The organism is Streptomyces sp. MS06, assembly GCF_047200655.1.
Lineage (GTDB): Bacteria > Actinomycetota > Actinomycetes > Streptomycetales > Streptomycetaceae > Streptomyces.
Map to the genome: position 1 here is coordinate 88,119 of NZ_JBJZOJ010000015.1, position 13,457 is coordinate 101,575.

Annotated in this window: 10 protein-coding genes and 2 pseudogenes; 7 read left to right on the forward strand and 5 right to left on the reverse strand. The window is 69.7% G+C overall.

Annotation, left to right across the window (positions count from 1 at the left end):
* Positions 1–7: 7 nt before the first annotated feature.
* From ACL02U_RS10670 to ACL02U_RS10700, 7 genes are all read left to right on the forward strand, one after another.
* Positions 8–904: a dihydrodipicolinate synthase family protein gene (locus ACL02U_RS10670; RefSeq protein ID WP_412790467.1), complete on the forward strand. Its 897-nt coding sequence runs from the start codon at positions 8–10 to the stop codon at positions 902–904.
* Positions 905–906: 2 nt separating this feature from the next.
* Positions 907–1,908 carry a proline racemase family protein gene (locus tag ACL02U_RS10675; RefSeq protein ID WP_412790468.1) on the forward strand — a complete coding sequence of 334 codons (1,002 nt, stop codon included), beginning with the start codon at positions 907–909 and terminating at the stop codon, positions 1,906–1,908.
* Positions 1,909–2,256: 348 nt separating this feature from the next.
* Positions 2,257–3,408 (forward strand): branched-chain amino acid ABC transporter substrate-binding protein, encoded by a 1,152-nt coding sequence (locus ACL02U_RS10680; protein ID WP_412790469.1) that lies wholly within the window; start codon positions 2,257–2,259, stop codon positions 3,406–3,408.
* Between the two features lie 77 nt (positions 3,409–3,485).
* On the forward strand, positions 3,486–4,385 hold the full coding sequence (locus ACL02U_RS10685) for a branched-chain amino acid ABC transporter permease (protein ID WP_412790470.1): 900 nt from the start codon (positions 3,486–3,488) through the stop codon (positions 4,383–4,385).
* The gene (locus tag ACL02U_RS10690; RefSeq protein WP_412790471.1) at positions 4,385–5,485 is read left to right on the forward strand and encodes a branched-chain amino acid ABC transporter permease; all 1,101 of its coding nucleotides are present in this window, start codon (positions 4,385–4,387) and stop codon (positions 5,483–5,485) included. The genes ACL02U_RS10685 and ACL02U_RS10690 overlap by 1 nt, the downstream gene beginning before the upstream one ends.
* Entirely contained in the window at positions 5,482–6,321 is an 840-nt protein-coding gene (locus ACL02U_RS10695; protein ID WP_412790472.1) for an ABC transporter ATP-binding protein, read from the forward strand. The genes ACL02U_RS10690 and ACL02U_RS10695 overlap by 4 nt, the downstream gene beginning before the upstream one ends.
* A complete protein-coding gene (locus ACL02U_RS10700; RefSeq protein WP_412790473.1) occupies positions 6,318–7,031 on the forward strand; it encodes an ABC transporter ATP-binding protein in 714 nt (237 codons plus the stop codon). The genes ACL02U_RS10695 and ACL02U_RS10700 overlap by 4 nt, the downstream gene beginning before the upstream one ends.
* 134 nt (positions 7,032–7,165) lie before the next feature.
* On the opposite strand, the gene ACL02U_RS10705 is transcribed toward ACL02U_RS10700, so the two are convergent.
* The 5 genes and pseudogenes from ACL02U_RS10705 to ACL02U_RS10725 form a co-directional block, all read right to left on the reverse strand.
* Positions 7,166–9,763 carry a collagenase gene (locus ACL02U_RS10705; protein ID WP_412790474.1) on the reverse strand — a complete coding sequence of 866 codons (2,598 nt, stop codon included), beginning with the start codon at positions 9,761–9,763 and terminating at the stop codon, positions 7,166–7,168.
* A gap of 746 nt (positions 9,764–10,509) precedes the next feature.
* The gene (locus ACL02U_RS10710; protein ID WP_412790475.1) at positions 10,510–11,235 is read right to left on the reverse strand and encodes a GntR family transcriptional regulator; all 726 of its coding nucleotides are present in this window, start codon (positions 11,233–11,235) and stop codon (positions 10,510–10,512) included.
* Positions 11,236–11,454: 219 nt separating this feature from the next.
* A complete protein-coding gene (locus ACL02U_RS10715; RefSeq protein WP_412790476.1) occupies positions 11,455–12,900 on the reverse strand; it encodes an aminopeptidase P family protein in 1,446 nt (481 codons plus the stop codon).
* 120 nt (positions 12,901–13,020) lie between these two features.
* Positions 13,021–13,206 (reverse strand): annotated as a pseudogene (locus ACL02U_RS10720) (aminopeptidase P family protein); the annotation flags it as partial.
* Positions 13,207–13,216: 10 nt separating this feature from the next.
* Positions 13,217–13,438: pseudogene (locus ACL02U_RS10725) on the reverse strand (aminopeptidase P family protein); the annotation flags it as partial.
* Positions 13,439–13,457: the final 19 nt, after the last annotated feature.

Genomic DNA, 13,457 nt, shown 5'->3' on the forward strand with positions numbered 1-13,457 from the left:
AGCCCATATGAACGAGATTCGCAAGGCCTGGCACGGCGTCATCGTCGCGACCGGCCTGCCCTTCAACCACGATCTCACGGTCGACTTCGAGGCCTTCGGGCAGAGCGTCGCCTGGCTCGCCGAACAGGGGCTGCACGGCGTCGCGCCCAACGGGTCACTCGGCGAATACCAGACGCTGACGCACGAGGAGCGCGACCGCGTCGTGGAGACGGCCGTCGCCAACGCCCCGGAGGGGTTCACCGTCATGCCGGGTGTCGGCGCCTACGGCGGCGTCGAGGCCAGGCGGCACGCCCAGGTCGCCAAGGACGCGGGCTGCCAGGCCGTCATGTGCCTGCCGCCCAACGCCTACCGCGCCGACGACCGTGCGGTCCTGGAGCACTTCGAACTGGTCGCGTCGGTGGGCCTGCCGGTCACCGCGTACAACAACCCCATCGACACCAAGGTCGACCTGCGCCCGGAACTGCTGGCCAAACTGCACGCCGAGGGCCTCATCGTCGGCGTCAAGGAGTTCTCCGGCGACGTGCGGCGCTGCTACGAGATCTCCGAACTCGCCCCCGGACTCGATCTGATGATCGGCACCGACGACACCGTCCTGGAGGTCGGTCTCGCGGGTGCCAAGGGCTGGGTCGCCGGCTACCCGCAGGTGTTCCCCCGCGCCTGCCTCGCCCTGTACGACGCGGCCTGCGCCGGGGACCTGGAGACGGCGCTGCCGCTCTACCGTCAGCTCCACCCGGTGCTGCGGTGGGACAGCAGGACGGAGTTCGTCCAGGCCATCAAGCTCGGCCAGGAGATGATCGGCCGCCCCGGGGGCCGGTGCCGCCCGCCGCGGCAGCCGCTCGGCCCGGAGACGGCTGCCGTCGTGCGCGCCGCCACCCAGGCCCTCATCGACAGCGGGGTGAACTGACGGTGCGCTCGACCGTGTGCTACCACGCCGTCGACTCGCACACCGAGGGGATGCCGACCCGTGTGATCACGGGCGGTGTGGGCGTCCTTCCCGGGGCGACGATGTTCGAGAGGCGGCAGCGGTTCGTCGCGGAACGCGACCACCTGCGGACCCTGCTCATGTGCGAGCCTCGCGGGCACGCGTCGATGTCCGGGGCCATCCTGCAGCCCCCTACCCGACCGGACGCCGACTTCGGTGTGCTCTTCGTCGAGGTCTCCGGCTGCCTGCCGATGTGCGGGCACGGGACCATCGGCGTCGCGACGGTCCTGGTCGAAACCGGCATGGTCGAGGTCACCGAGCCGGAGACCCGGGTCCGGCTGGACACCCCGGCAGGGCTGGTCACGGCACGGGTGCGGGTCCGCGACGGGCGCGCCGAGTCGGTGACCCTGGACAACGTCGCGTCGTACTGCCACGCACTCGACCAGGTCGTCGACGTTCCCGGCTACGGGGCGGTGCGCTACGACATCGCCTACGGCGGCAACTTCTACGCCTTCGTCCGGACCGAGGACCTCGGTATCCCCTTCGACCGGGCGGAGAAACAGCGGCTGCTCGACGCCGGACTGGCCGTCATGGAGGCGATCAACCGGCACAACCCGGTCGCCCACCCGGAGAACCCGGAGATCGGCGTGTGCCACCACGTCTACCTGGAGGCCCCCGGATCGACCGCGGAGCACTCCCGACACGCCATGGCCATCCATCCCGGGTGGTTCGACCGGTCGCCCTGCGGCACGGGCACCAGCGCCCGCATGGCGCAACTGCACGCACGCGGGCTGCTGCCGGTCGGCCGGGAGTTCCTCAACGAGTCGTTCATCGGCTCCCGTTTCATCGGGCTCATCAGGGAGGAGACGACGGTCGGAGGCCGGCCGGCCGTCCTGCCCTCGGTGACCGGCCGCGCCTGGATCACCGGTACCGCCCAGTACCTGCTCGACCCGTCGGACCCCTACCCGGCCGGCTTCACTCTCTGAGTGGGCTCGTACGCCGCCCTCGCGGCGTACGAGGTGGCCGAAAAGTCACACAACCATCACAAGGGCCGACAGGCTTCCCGCATCACCGCACCACCCGCTATCGTTTGTGCAATGTCACACGTCACAGGAATGTGGCGTCCGAGGCGGAGCCGCACACTGACGGCTTCGGGGCACACGTGAACCAGGCCCGCGGCCCCGCCCTCCAGCACATGGACAACCTTCCCCGTAAATCAAAAACAGCCCCCTGTGCAATGTCACACCTTGCATGTGGCGTTGCTTGTGCCGGGAGAGCAATCCCGGCCACCGAATGGTCCGCCCGTCGGCGGGCCACGCGAGACGGAGTAAGGCATGACCACTATTCGTCGCAGAGCCCTGGCGGCGGCCGCCACAGCACTCGGGCTCACTCTCACCGCATGTGGCGGCAGCCTCACCCAGGACGGTTCCGGGAAGCACGACTCCGGCACCGTCAAGCTCGGCATGCTCACGCCGCTGACCGGCAGCTCGGCCGCCATCGGCCCGTACATGAAGGACGGCGCCCAGCTCGCCGTCGACGAGATCAACGCCGCCGGCGGGGTCGACGGCCGCAAGCTCTCGCTCACCGTCGAGGACGAGGCGTGCGACCCGAAGACGGCCGCCGCCGGCGCCGCCAAGCTCGTCAGCGCGGGCGTCGACGTCTCGGTCGGCGGCTACTGCTCCTCGGCGACCCTGCCGACGCTGGGCATCTTCGGCAAGGCGCACATCCCGATGATCATTCCGGCGGCCAACTCCGCCGACCTGCTCGCCGAGCAGCGGGACAACGTCTTCCTGATCAACGGCACGGGCATCCAGCAGGCCGAGGCCGCGGCGAAGTTCATCAAGTCCCAGGGCAGCAAGGGTGTCGCACTGATCGACGACAACACGTCGTACTCGACCGACATCACCGAGCGCACCGAGGTCCACCTCGGACTGCTAGGCGTCAGGACCGCCACCCGCCAGTCGGTCACCGCCGGGGAATCGGACTACTCGGGCGCCGTCAACGCCGTGCTGGACTCGAAGGCCGACTTCGTCTACTGGACCGGCTACTACCAGGAGGGCGGACTGCTCATCAAGCAGCTCAAGGCGGCCGGCTACAAGGGCCGGATCATGGTGGCGGACGGGTCCGTCGACGGCAAACTGATCAAGATCGCCGGCCGGAAGAACGCGCAGGGCGTGTTCGCCACGATGACCCAGACGCCGCAGACCATCCCCGACGGACAACCGTGGGTGGCCAAGTACAAGGAGAAGTTCGGCTCCGACCCCGGCCCCTACTCGACGCAGTCCTACGACGCCGTGCGGGTCGCCGCGGAGGCGGTCAGGAAGGCCGGATCCACCGACGGCGAGGACCTCATCCAGGCACTCGAGCAGATCGACGGCTTCAAGATCTTCTCCGGTCCGCTGAAGTTCACCGTCCAGCACACGCTGAGTGTGGGCGGCTTCGACATCCTCGTCGTCAAGGACGACGACTTCGTCCTGAACAAGTGACACCGGCCGGGTGGCCGGCCGGTGCCAGGCCGGCCACCCGCGCGTCGCCGCTTCCCCTCACGCACCGGGAAACTCGCATGGACCACTTCATCCAACTCGTGCTCAGCGGCCTGTTCGTGGGCTCGTTCTACGCCCTGGTCGCCCTCGGCTACTCGATGGTGTACGGGATCATCAAACTACTCAACTTCGCCCACGGCGACCTGTACATGCTCGGCGCGTTCGCCGGCTTCACCGTGCTCAGCGTCGGTGCCGGCGCGCTGGGCGGCGGGTTCGTCGCACTCCTCGTCATCATGGTCGTCGCGATGGCCGCGACCGGCACCTTCGGCATGGTCCTGGAGCGGGTCGCCTACCGTCCGCTGCGCGGTGCGCCCAGGCTGTCCGTCCTCATCACCGCCGTCGGCGCGAGCTTCGCGATCGAGTACGGCATCGCGGTCGCCTTCGGGCCGAACCCGCGGGTGTACCAGATCGACGTCGGCGGCGGCGCGCTGAACGTTCTCGGCGCACGGCTCACCTACGCGCAACTGGCGATGACCGCGGTCGCCGTCGTGCTCATGATCGCCCTCGACACCCTGGTGCGGAAGACTCGTTCGGGCCGTGCGATGCGGGCCATCGCGCAGGACCCCAGGGCGTGCCTGCTGATGGGCGTCAACGTCGACCGGGTCGTCTCGCGGACCTTCTTCCTCGGGTCGGCGCTCGCCGGTGCGGCCGGGGTGATGGCCGGCGCCTACTACGGGAAGATCGACTTCCTGATGGGTTTCGCCATCGGACTCAAGGCGTTCACCGCGGCGGTCATCGGCGGCATCGGCAACCTGCGCGGAGCCGTTCTCGGCGCGATCGTGCTCGGCCTGCTGGAGTCGTTCGGCATCGCCTACCTCGGCAGCGAGTGGCGGGACGTCTTCGCGTTCGGCTTCCTCATCCTCTTTCTGACCGTGCGCCCCACCGGGCTGCTCGGTGAGCGTGTCACGGAGCGTGTGTGATGAAAGACGAGTCGACCCTGAGCGCCGAAGGGGATGCCTCGGCGTACGTCAGCGCCGTGGAAGAGCGCGCACCCGCGAACGTCGCGCCCGCCGGCAGCGGAGTCGGGCACCCGGGAACGAGACGTACGGCCCTCGCGGAGGCCGTCTCGGACGTCCTGGTGAGCAAGTGGCTCGGTCCGGCACTGGCGGTCGCCGCTCTGCTCCTGCCGCTCGTGGACTCCGGTACGTACGTCATCCGGATCGCCGTGGACGCGCTCATCTTCGTGATGCTCGCCGTCGGGCTGAACATCGTGGTCGGCTACTGCGGGCTCCTCGACCTCGGATACGCCGCGTTCTTCGCGATCGGCGCGTACACCTCCGGGCTGCTGTCCACGAAGTGGGGATGGCCCCTGGTCGCGACCCTGCCCGTGGTGGTGGCCGCCGCGATCGTCGGCGGACTCGTCATCGGCGGGCCGACTCTCCGGTTGCGCAGCGACTACCTGGCCATCGTCACCCTCGGCTTCGGCGAGATCATCCGCATCACGGCGAACAACCTCGACTTCACCGGGGGCCCGAACGGCCTGTACGGGATTCCCGGCTTCGGCGACTTCGGCCTGCGTTCCGACATCGCGCTCTACTGGATCACGGCCGCCGTCGTCAGCACCGCGGTGCTGTTCTCCAGCCGCCTCGGACGCGGCCGGCTGGGCCGGGCGTGGCGGTTCGTCCGCGAGGACGAGGACGCCGCCGAGGCGATGGGCATCCACACCTACCGGGTGAAGTTCGCGGCCTACATCGCCGGCGCGGTCTTCGGCGGCATCGCGGGTGTGCTGTTCGCGGCGCACCAGACGGCGATCTCCCCGCCCAGCTTCAACTTCCTGTGGTCGGCGCTCATCCTGATGGCCGTCGTCCTCGGCGGCATGGGATCCACCCCCGGAGTCGTCGCCGGCGCCCTCGCCATCTCCCTGCTGCCCGAGTTGCTGCGCGGCGCGGAGAACTGGCGCTACCTCGTCTTCGGACTGCTGCTCATCGCCGTCATGGTCTTCCGTCCGCAGGGACTGCTGCCGGCCCGAACGGGCGAACCCGGGCGGCGCGGACGCCGGACACAGGGAGGTGCGTCGTGAGCAAGGTGCTCCTCGACGTGAAGGACATGGCGGTCTCCTTCGGCGGAGTGCGTGCCGTCGACGGCCTGACGTTCCGCGTCCACGAAGGTGAGGTGCTCTCGGTCATCGGCCCGAACGGTGCCGGCAAGACCAGCGCCTTCAACTGCATCACGGGCTTCTACAAGCCGTCCGCCGGTTCGGTGGCGTTCGGCGGCGACGACATCACCGGCAAGCGGCCGGCCGTGATCGCCGCGAGTGGTGTCGCACGCACGTTCCAGAACCTGAGGCTCTTCGGCGACCTGACGGTGCTGGACAACGTACGGGCCGGCATGCACGTCCGTATCAGGCAGAACGTCTTCGACGCGATGCTGCACACGCCCCGCTACCGCCGCGGCGAGGACGCGGCGACCGGCGAAGCGCACCGCTGGCTCGACTTCGTCGGCATGAGGTACGACCGGACCGCGCAGATCCGCACCCTGCCCTACGGCGAGCAGCGGCGCGTGGAGATCGCCCGCGCACTGGCCCGTGAGCCGAGGATGCTGCTGCTCGACGAGCCGGCGGCCGGACTCAACCACGGGGAGAAGGCACAGCTGCTCGACCTCGTGCGGCGCATCGCCGCGCTCGGGACCGCGGTGGTCCTGATCGAGCACGACATGGGCCTGGTCATGGAGGTGTCCGAACGGATCGTCGTCCTCAGCCACGGCAGGGAGATCGCCGACGGCACGCCGGCGGCGATCCGGTCCGACCCGGCGGTCATCGAGGCGTATCTGGGAGCCGAGGACGAGGAGGCGCACGCGGAGGCCGAACGCATCGCGGCGGAGGCGGGCCCGAGCGGGACGACGGAGGTGGAGTGGTGAACACTGTCCTGGACATCAAGGGCCTGGAGGTCGCCTACGGCAAGGTGGAGGCCCTCAGGGGCCTGGACCTCACCGTCGGTGACGGGGAGATCGTCGCCCTGCTGGGCAACAACGGCGCCGGCAAGTCCACGACGGTCTCGGCGATCTCCGGAGTGGTGCGGCCCCGGGCCGGAACCATCACCGCCCACGGGCAGGACATCACGGCGGCGGCGCCCTGGTCGATCGTCGAACGCGGCATCGTGCACGTGCCCGAGGGACGCCGGATCTTCTCCCGGCTGACCGTGCACGAGAACCTCCAGCTCGGCGGATACACCGTGCGTGACGGGACGTCGGCCGACCGGCGGATCCAGCAGGTCTACGAGCTGTTCCCGCGCATGGCCGAGCGCCGCCACCAGCAGGGCGGCACCCTCTCCGGCGGTGAGCAGCAGATGCTCGCCATCGGCCGGGCCATGGTCGCCGGTCCCCGGCTGATCATGCTGGACGAGCCGTCGATGGGCTTGGCGCCGCTGATCGTGGCCCAGGTCATGGACGCCATCGTGTCGATCAACCGGGCGGGCACGGCGGTGCTGCTGATCGAGCAGAACGCGCGGGCCGCGCTCAAGGTCGCCCACCGCGGCTACGTCATCGACTCCGGCCGTGTGACGCTGACCGGGCCGGCCGCCGAGCTGCGCGCCGACCCGCAGGTCGTCGCGGCCTATCTGGGAGCGTGACGGATGCCGGGGACCGAGCCGATCAGGTGGCGTCCGGAGCGGGAGTCCCCGGCGCCCCCGCTCCGGACTCGGCCCGGGGCGGGGCCGCCCCGGGCCGATGGTGGAGCTGTCCTTCCGAGCGAGCGGAGCGTGGGTCAGTAGCTGGTACCGACGGTGACCCCGCTGAAGCCGCTCACCGCGTACAGGCTGATGTACTGGGCGCCGGCCGGCGGGTCGGTGACGGTCAGGGTGTGGTTGTTGCCGGCACCGGTGGCGCGCTGCGTGTAGCTGGTGGTGCTGGGCCAGCCGCTGTAGCTGTAGTACAGGTCCGCGTCACCCGTACCGCCGGACGTGGTGATCTCCAGCCGGGTGGTTCCGGACGGGACGTACAGGTAGAGGTAGGCGTAGTTGCCGTCGGTGGCGGACTGGTTGCTGCGCCGGCAGTTCTGGCCCAGTTCCCGGGTGTCGGTGCCGGTGCACTCGGTGCCGGTGCCACCGCTGAGGGTGAGCGTCCTGCTCGCGGTCGAGGTGGCGCCCTTGTCGTCGGTGACGGTCAGCTCCACCGTGTAGGTGCCGGCGGCCGCGTAGGTCTTGCCCGGGTCGACGGCGGTCGAGGTGGTTCCGTCACCGAAGTTCCAGGACCGGGAGGCGACGGTGCCGTCGGAGTCCGTGGACTGGTCGGTGAAGGCGACCGTCAGGCCCTGCACGGCGGTGGTGAAGGCGGCCGTGGGTGCCTGGTTGCCGGGCGGGTTGGTGCCGCCGCCGCAGTCGCCGGCCGCGCAGCCGGCCAGCCAGGTGTACCAGTCGCCGTCGTAACGCGTGCCGATGGTGCCGGTCAGGAGGCTGCGGGCGGCGTTCCAGTTGCCCGAGCGGTAGTAGCCCAGCACGGTGTTCACGTCGGAGGGGTGCTTCTCCAGCATGTACCGGACGGCGAGGTAGCCCCAGCGGTAGATGCGCGTGGTGTCGTTGCCGTAGGTGGTGTCGAAGAGGGTGCTCAGGGCGTAGGTGCCGCGAGCCGCCTCGGTCATGGCCTCGGTGTAGGGGACACCGCGGTAGGAGTAGGAGACGTACTCCGCGAATCCCTCGATCCACCAGACGGTCGGGGTGGTGACGCCGGCGTCGAAGTCGCCGTACATGTCGAACCGGCCGTCGAGGTAGTGCGTGTACTCGTGGTTGAGGTTCCAGATCTGGAAGTCCGGGCGCAGCCACTCGGCCTCGTAGGCGATGAAGCGCGGCTGGTTGCCGGCCGCCGCCGGGTCACCCTCGATGTACATGCCGCCGTTGTTGGTGTCGATGCCGTACATGGCACCGGCGTACGTCCGGTAGTCGGTGCTGGAGTCGAAGACCACGACCTCGATCGTGCTGTTGCCGTCGTCGGCGACGGGGCCGCCGTCGTGGACGACGCTGTGGAAGTACGCGTCCTGGTCGCGCAGGCTGGAGCAGCTCGACGACAACTCGCTCGAGGTCATCTGCTGGGCCTTGATGGTGATGCTGGAACTGCACGGGTAGGTCACCGTCAGCACCGAGTCGGCCAGCTGCGACTGCAGGTCGCAGGTGCCGTAGTAGGAGCAGTCGGCCTTGTCGTAGTAGTCGGTCATCTCGGCCACGCCGACCCACAGCGGAGCGGAGGGGCCCGTGATGGAGCTCGAGTTCAGCAGGCCGGCGGCCAGCGGACGCACCTTCGACCGCAGCGGGGACTCCTGCAGGAACCTGCCGAGTTCGCGTCCCGCGTTGGACGTGAGGTAGGACTGGTCGGTCCCCAGCAGCGAGAGATGGCGGGAGGCGAAGCCGTACAGGGAGTCGATCAGACTCGGGTCCGACCGGACGGCCGTCACGAAGGCGGGCAGCTGGTGGCCGCGGAACGTCACGGTGTAGACGTTGTTGACCGCGTTGAGCATCCACCAGGACGCGTTCCACGTGGAGTTGTAGTCCGCAAGCAGCCGCTTGAGGACGTAGATGTAGCGGGCGTTCTGCTCGGCGCTGTCGATGAGGGTGACGGCCTCGGCGAGGGTCTCACCGTTGGCGTCGGTGACGTCGCGGGAGTGCGGGCTGGCGAAGAAGGCGTCCAGACCGGAGCGTATGGCGGTCTGCAGGCTGCTGCCGTAGGCGCCCACCGTGCCGGCGTTGTAGTAGTGGACGTAGTAGCCGGCCCGCAGGTAGAGGACCAGCTGGGGCATGCCGGTGCCGGCGTTGCCGGGATAGGACGCCGAGCCGTCGCGTAAGGCGTACGCGACGGTGGCCATCTGGGCTTCGCGGAAGGCCTGGTAGGCGTCGCTTCCGGTCACGTTGAACAGCGTGTTGACGCAGTCGGTCGTGGACGCCTTGATCTGCTGCACCAGCGCGCTGCCGGTGCGGCCGGTGAAGTCGGAGACGTTGCACGCGGCGGCCGCGGCGGCGCTCTTGTTCCCGGATGAGCCCTCGGCGGCCGTCTCCATGGACTTCGAGGGCCGGGCCGGCGGTTTCGCGGCCCTGCCGTAGGACTCCTTGAGCGCGTCCTTGCTCGCCGCCAGCGGAGGAAGCTCGGACGCCTTCAGGCGCCCCTTTGCGACGTGTTCCGCGTCCGCGGCCGCGGTCTGTGCCTCGGGCGCGGGACCGGTGTGCTTCCCGCCTCCCGTCAGCGCTTGCGTGACGGCGGACCGGGGCGCTCCGGTGTGTGCGCCGGCGGGTTGCACCGGCAGGCCGGCGCCCAGGGCGAGGGTCAGGGCCAGCGGTAGCGCCGCGCCCAGACTTCGTCCGACCAGTGACTTTCTCACTGCGCCTCCCATGAGGGGACAGGCCACGCGGGGCGTGGCCGATGGGGTGGAGGAGGGTCGCGGAGGGGAGTGCCGCGCCGTCGATGCGACGGGAGCACGACCAGCGCCAGGATTGGCATGGCCACGACCTGTGACATGTACCATTGCACAGGTGACATGTACTGGGGAAGTCGTTCGGCGCTATTGGAGTTTGCCAATCGGTGTACGCGATCCGTGACTTGATCCAGGGCGGGAAAGAACGCCCTGGTGAGCACGGAAGACTTCAGGAGCACACACCCGTGAAGACGTGAAGGGCCGCCGGAGAGGCACGATGCGACCTATGACCCATGCGTCATGCTCGGTCCGTCGAGCACTCCGGCAGGGCAGCCCTCGGGTTCCGCCCAAGCCGGAGGCCGGCGACCTCCGGCGGCCGGCCTGAGTGAGGGCAGCGCGGATGCGCCGGGCCGGCCACCGCGGAACGCGGGCGGGCGGGGCGCGTGCCCGACGCGGGGCCCATCAGGTCATGAGACCTCGCCGCCTCCAGCAGCGCGCGAGCCGCGTGCACACGACCGGGCACAGCCGCGCGCCGCGCGAGCGGGGCGGGCGAGCGGGGCGGGCGACGGCAGCGCGATGTCGCTCCGTCCTGCGACGAACGGGATCCCGTGGGCAGATCACCGGGCTCCCACCGCGGGTACGGGACTGCGGCAGGACCAGCCCGACGAGCCCCTGCCGGCGGCACCTTGCCGAGTCGCGCCTCAGCGCCGCGTTCAGGAACCGGAAGTACCCGTGCCGTGACCGAACCGACGGGCGGGTGCGCTCCCCCCGGCCGCCGCCCGGCCGTCCGCCCACAGACTGCGCACATGGGCGAGATGCCGACGCATGCAGTCCTCCGCCTCCCGGACCCGTCCCGCCACCATCAGGTCGAGCAGCTCCACGTGCTCCTGGGCCGAGGCGACCAGGCGACCCGTCTCGTTGAGGCTGGCCAGCCCGAACAGACGCGATCGTTTACGCAGGTCGGCCACCACCTCGACGAGGTGGTGGTTGCCGGCCAGGGTCAGCAGTTCCAGATGGAACCGGTGATCGGCTTCGAGGTACCTGATGACGTCGTGCTCCCGGGCCGCCATGACGATCTGCTCTGCGAGCGGGCGCAGCGTCTCCAACTGCTCGGCGCTCGCGGTCTCGGCCACGCGACCCACCGTGGGAACCTCGATCAGCGTGCGGATGTCGGTGAACTCGTCGAGGTCCCGCTCGGTCATCTCCGTGACGCGGAAGCCCTTGTTGCGCACCGCTTCGACCAAGCCCTCCCTGGCCAGGTCCAGCATGGCCTCGCGCACCGGAGTGGCCGAAACACCGAGTTCCGTCGCCAGGGTGGGGGCGGAGTAGATGACCCCGGGACGCAGCTCGCCCGCTATGAGAGCCGCCCGGAGGGCATTGGCCACCTGGTCGCGCAGATGGGTCTGGACCGGGATCGCCCGTGATTCGAGATGAGGCATCTCCGCTCCTCCGCTGATCCAGCCCGATGACCTCCCACTATACAATGTCACGTTGCTTCAGAAGCCGGCGGGTGGCACGGCGGGCCGCAGGAGGCGCCTGCCTGCCGTTCCCGGAGGACGACACGGAGTGAAGCGCCTGCGTGCTGATCACCACATGCACGCGATCGGGTCGAAGAGTCCCCGGCTGCCACGGCCGGGCCCGAGGAAGCGGTGGTCGTTTCAGCGCACGGACGCCATCCAGGCCTCCACCTCCTCGGCGCTGCGCGGCAGGCCGGAGGACAGGCATTCCGCTCCGCTGGACGTGATGACGAAGTCGTCCTCGATCCGTACGCCGATGCCGCGCAGTTCCGCGGGTACTGTCAGATCGTCGGGCTGGAAGTACAGTCCCGGCTCGACGGTGAGGACATGACCGGGTTGGAGCACAGCCGCCGAGTACGCCTCGTCTCGAGCGCCGGCGCAGTCATGGCAGTCCAGTCCGAGCATGTGGCCTGAGCCGCACAAGGTGTAGCGGCGGTACAGGTCGGCCGCGGGAGTCGAAGCCGTCCGGCCGTACGGCCGCAACCCCCAGGCATCGAGCCCCTCGGCGATGACGCGCATCGCGGCGTCGTGGAAGGCGCCGTACGGGGCGCCGGGCCGCAGCGCGGCGATGCCTGCCGACTGGGCGGCGAACACCAGGTCGTGGACGCGGCGCTGGACTTCGGTGAAATGCCCGCCCACCGGCAGGGTCCTGGTGACGTCGCCGGTGTAGAAGGAGTCGAGTTCGACGCCCGCGTCCAGCAGGAGCAGGTCTCCGTTCCGCACCGGGCCGTCGTTGCGCATCCAGTGCAGGACGCAGGCGTGCGGGCCGGCCGCAGCGATGGTGTCGAATCCCAGCCCGTGGCCTCCGAGTCGGGCACGCCGGTTGAAGGTGCCCTCGATCCAGCGCTCTCCCCGTGCATGGCGCGTGGCCTCCTGCAGCCCGCTCACGACATCGGTGAAACCGGCGACCGTGCAGTCGACGGCTTCCCGCAGCCGGGCGATCTCCCACTCGTCCTTGACGAGTCGCAGCTCCGACAGGAAGGCGACGAGTTCTGCGTCGGCCTGCGGGATCGGTGGCACCAGTGCGTCGACGCGGCCGTCCTCACCGCGCAGTACACGCGTGGGAACGCTCCTGCCGAGGGCCTGCTCCAGATCGTCTCGTGCGGCGACCTCGATGCCGAGCGCGTCCGCGGTCTCCGAAAGCGTCCGGCGCCGGCCGATCCAGAACTCGCCGTGCCGGCGGTCGCGGTAGAACTCCGTGCCGTTCGGTCCGTCGCCGCGCGGCGACCGCGGTCGGGTGAACAGGGTGACCGAGTGGCCGCTGCCGGTCGGCTCGAGGACCAGGACGCTGTCGGGGACCGCCTGCGTCCCCTGCTCGGCGGTGAGGTGCACGAATGCGGAGTGCGGCCGGAACGCGTAGTCGAAGTCGTTGCTCCTCACCTTCAGCCCGCCGGAGGGGATGACGATCCGTTCGCCGGGAAATCGCTCCGACACCGCCGCGCGACGCTTGGCCGCGTAGGCCGCTCCGGGCGCGACCGGCAGCTTCAGATCCGTCGTCGCCCATCCTCCGCGGAACTGATCGGCCACTGCTGCCGGTCCTTCGCTCTCCTTGCGGTCCGTACGGCGTGCACCACTCTGATCTGCCATCGGGAATCCTTGGATGTCGTGGTTCGCTGCCAGTGGTCACGGGCACGTGATGGCCCCGGCCGGCTTCGAGGCGGCCGACGTGGTGGGCCGCGCCCCAGTGGGGTGGGCACGGCCGCGGCTTCAGCTGCATAGCCGGGCCATCCACGCCTCCAGCTCGTCGGCCTGCCGGGGCAGGTCGACGGAGAGGTTCTCGTTGCCGTCTTCGGTCACCAGGGTGTCGTCCTCGATCCGTACACCGATGCCGCGGTACTCCTCGGGAACGGTCAGGTCGTCGGGCTGGAAGTAGATGCCCGGTTCGACGGTGAGCACCGTGAACTCGGACCTCGCTGTCGCCGGCCGGAATCACCAGCAACTCACCGGGAAAGCGGGCGGAAAGCGCCGTCCGGCGGCGTGCGGTGCAAGCCGATTGCGCGATCGGTTCGAGATCGGTGCGCTCGGTGTCCGCCCAGCCCTGCTTCATGTTCTCGGCGAGTTCGATGCTCACCGCACGATACAAACCGTTCTTGCGATACCTGTTCTCATCCGTCTCCGCGGCCATCAAAGCCTCCTGCACAGCA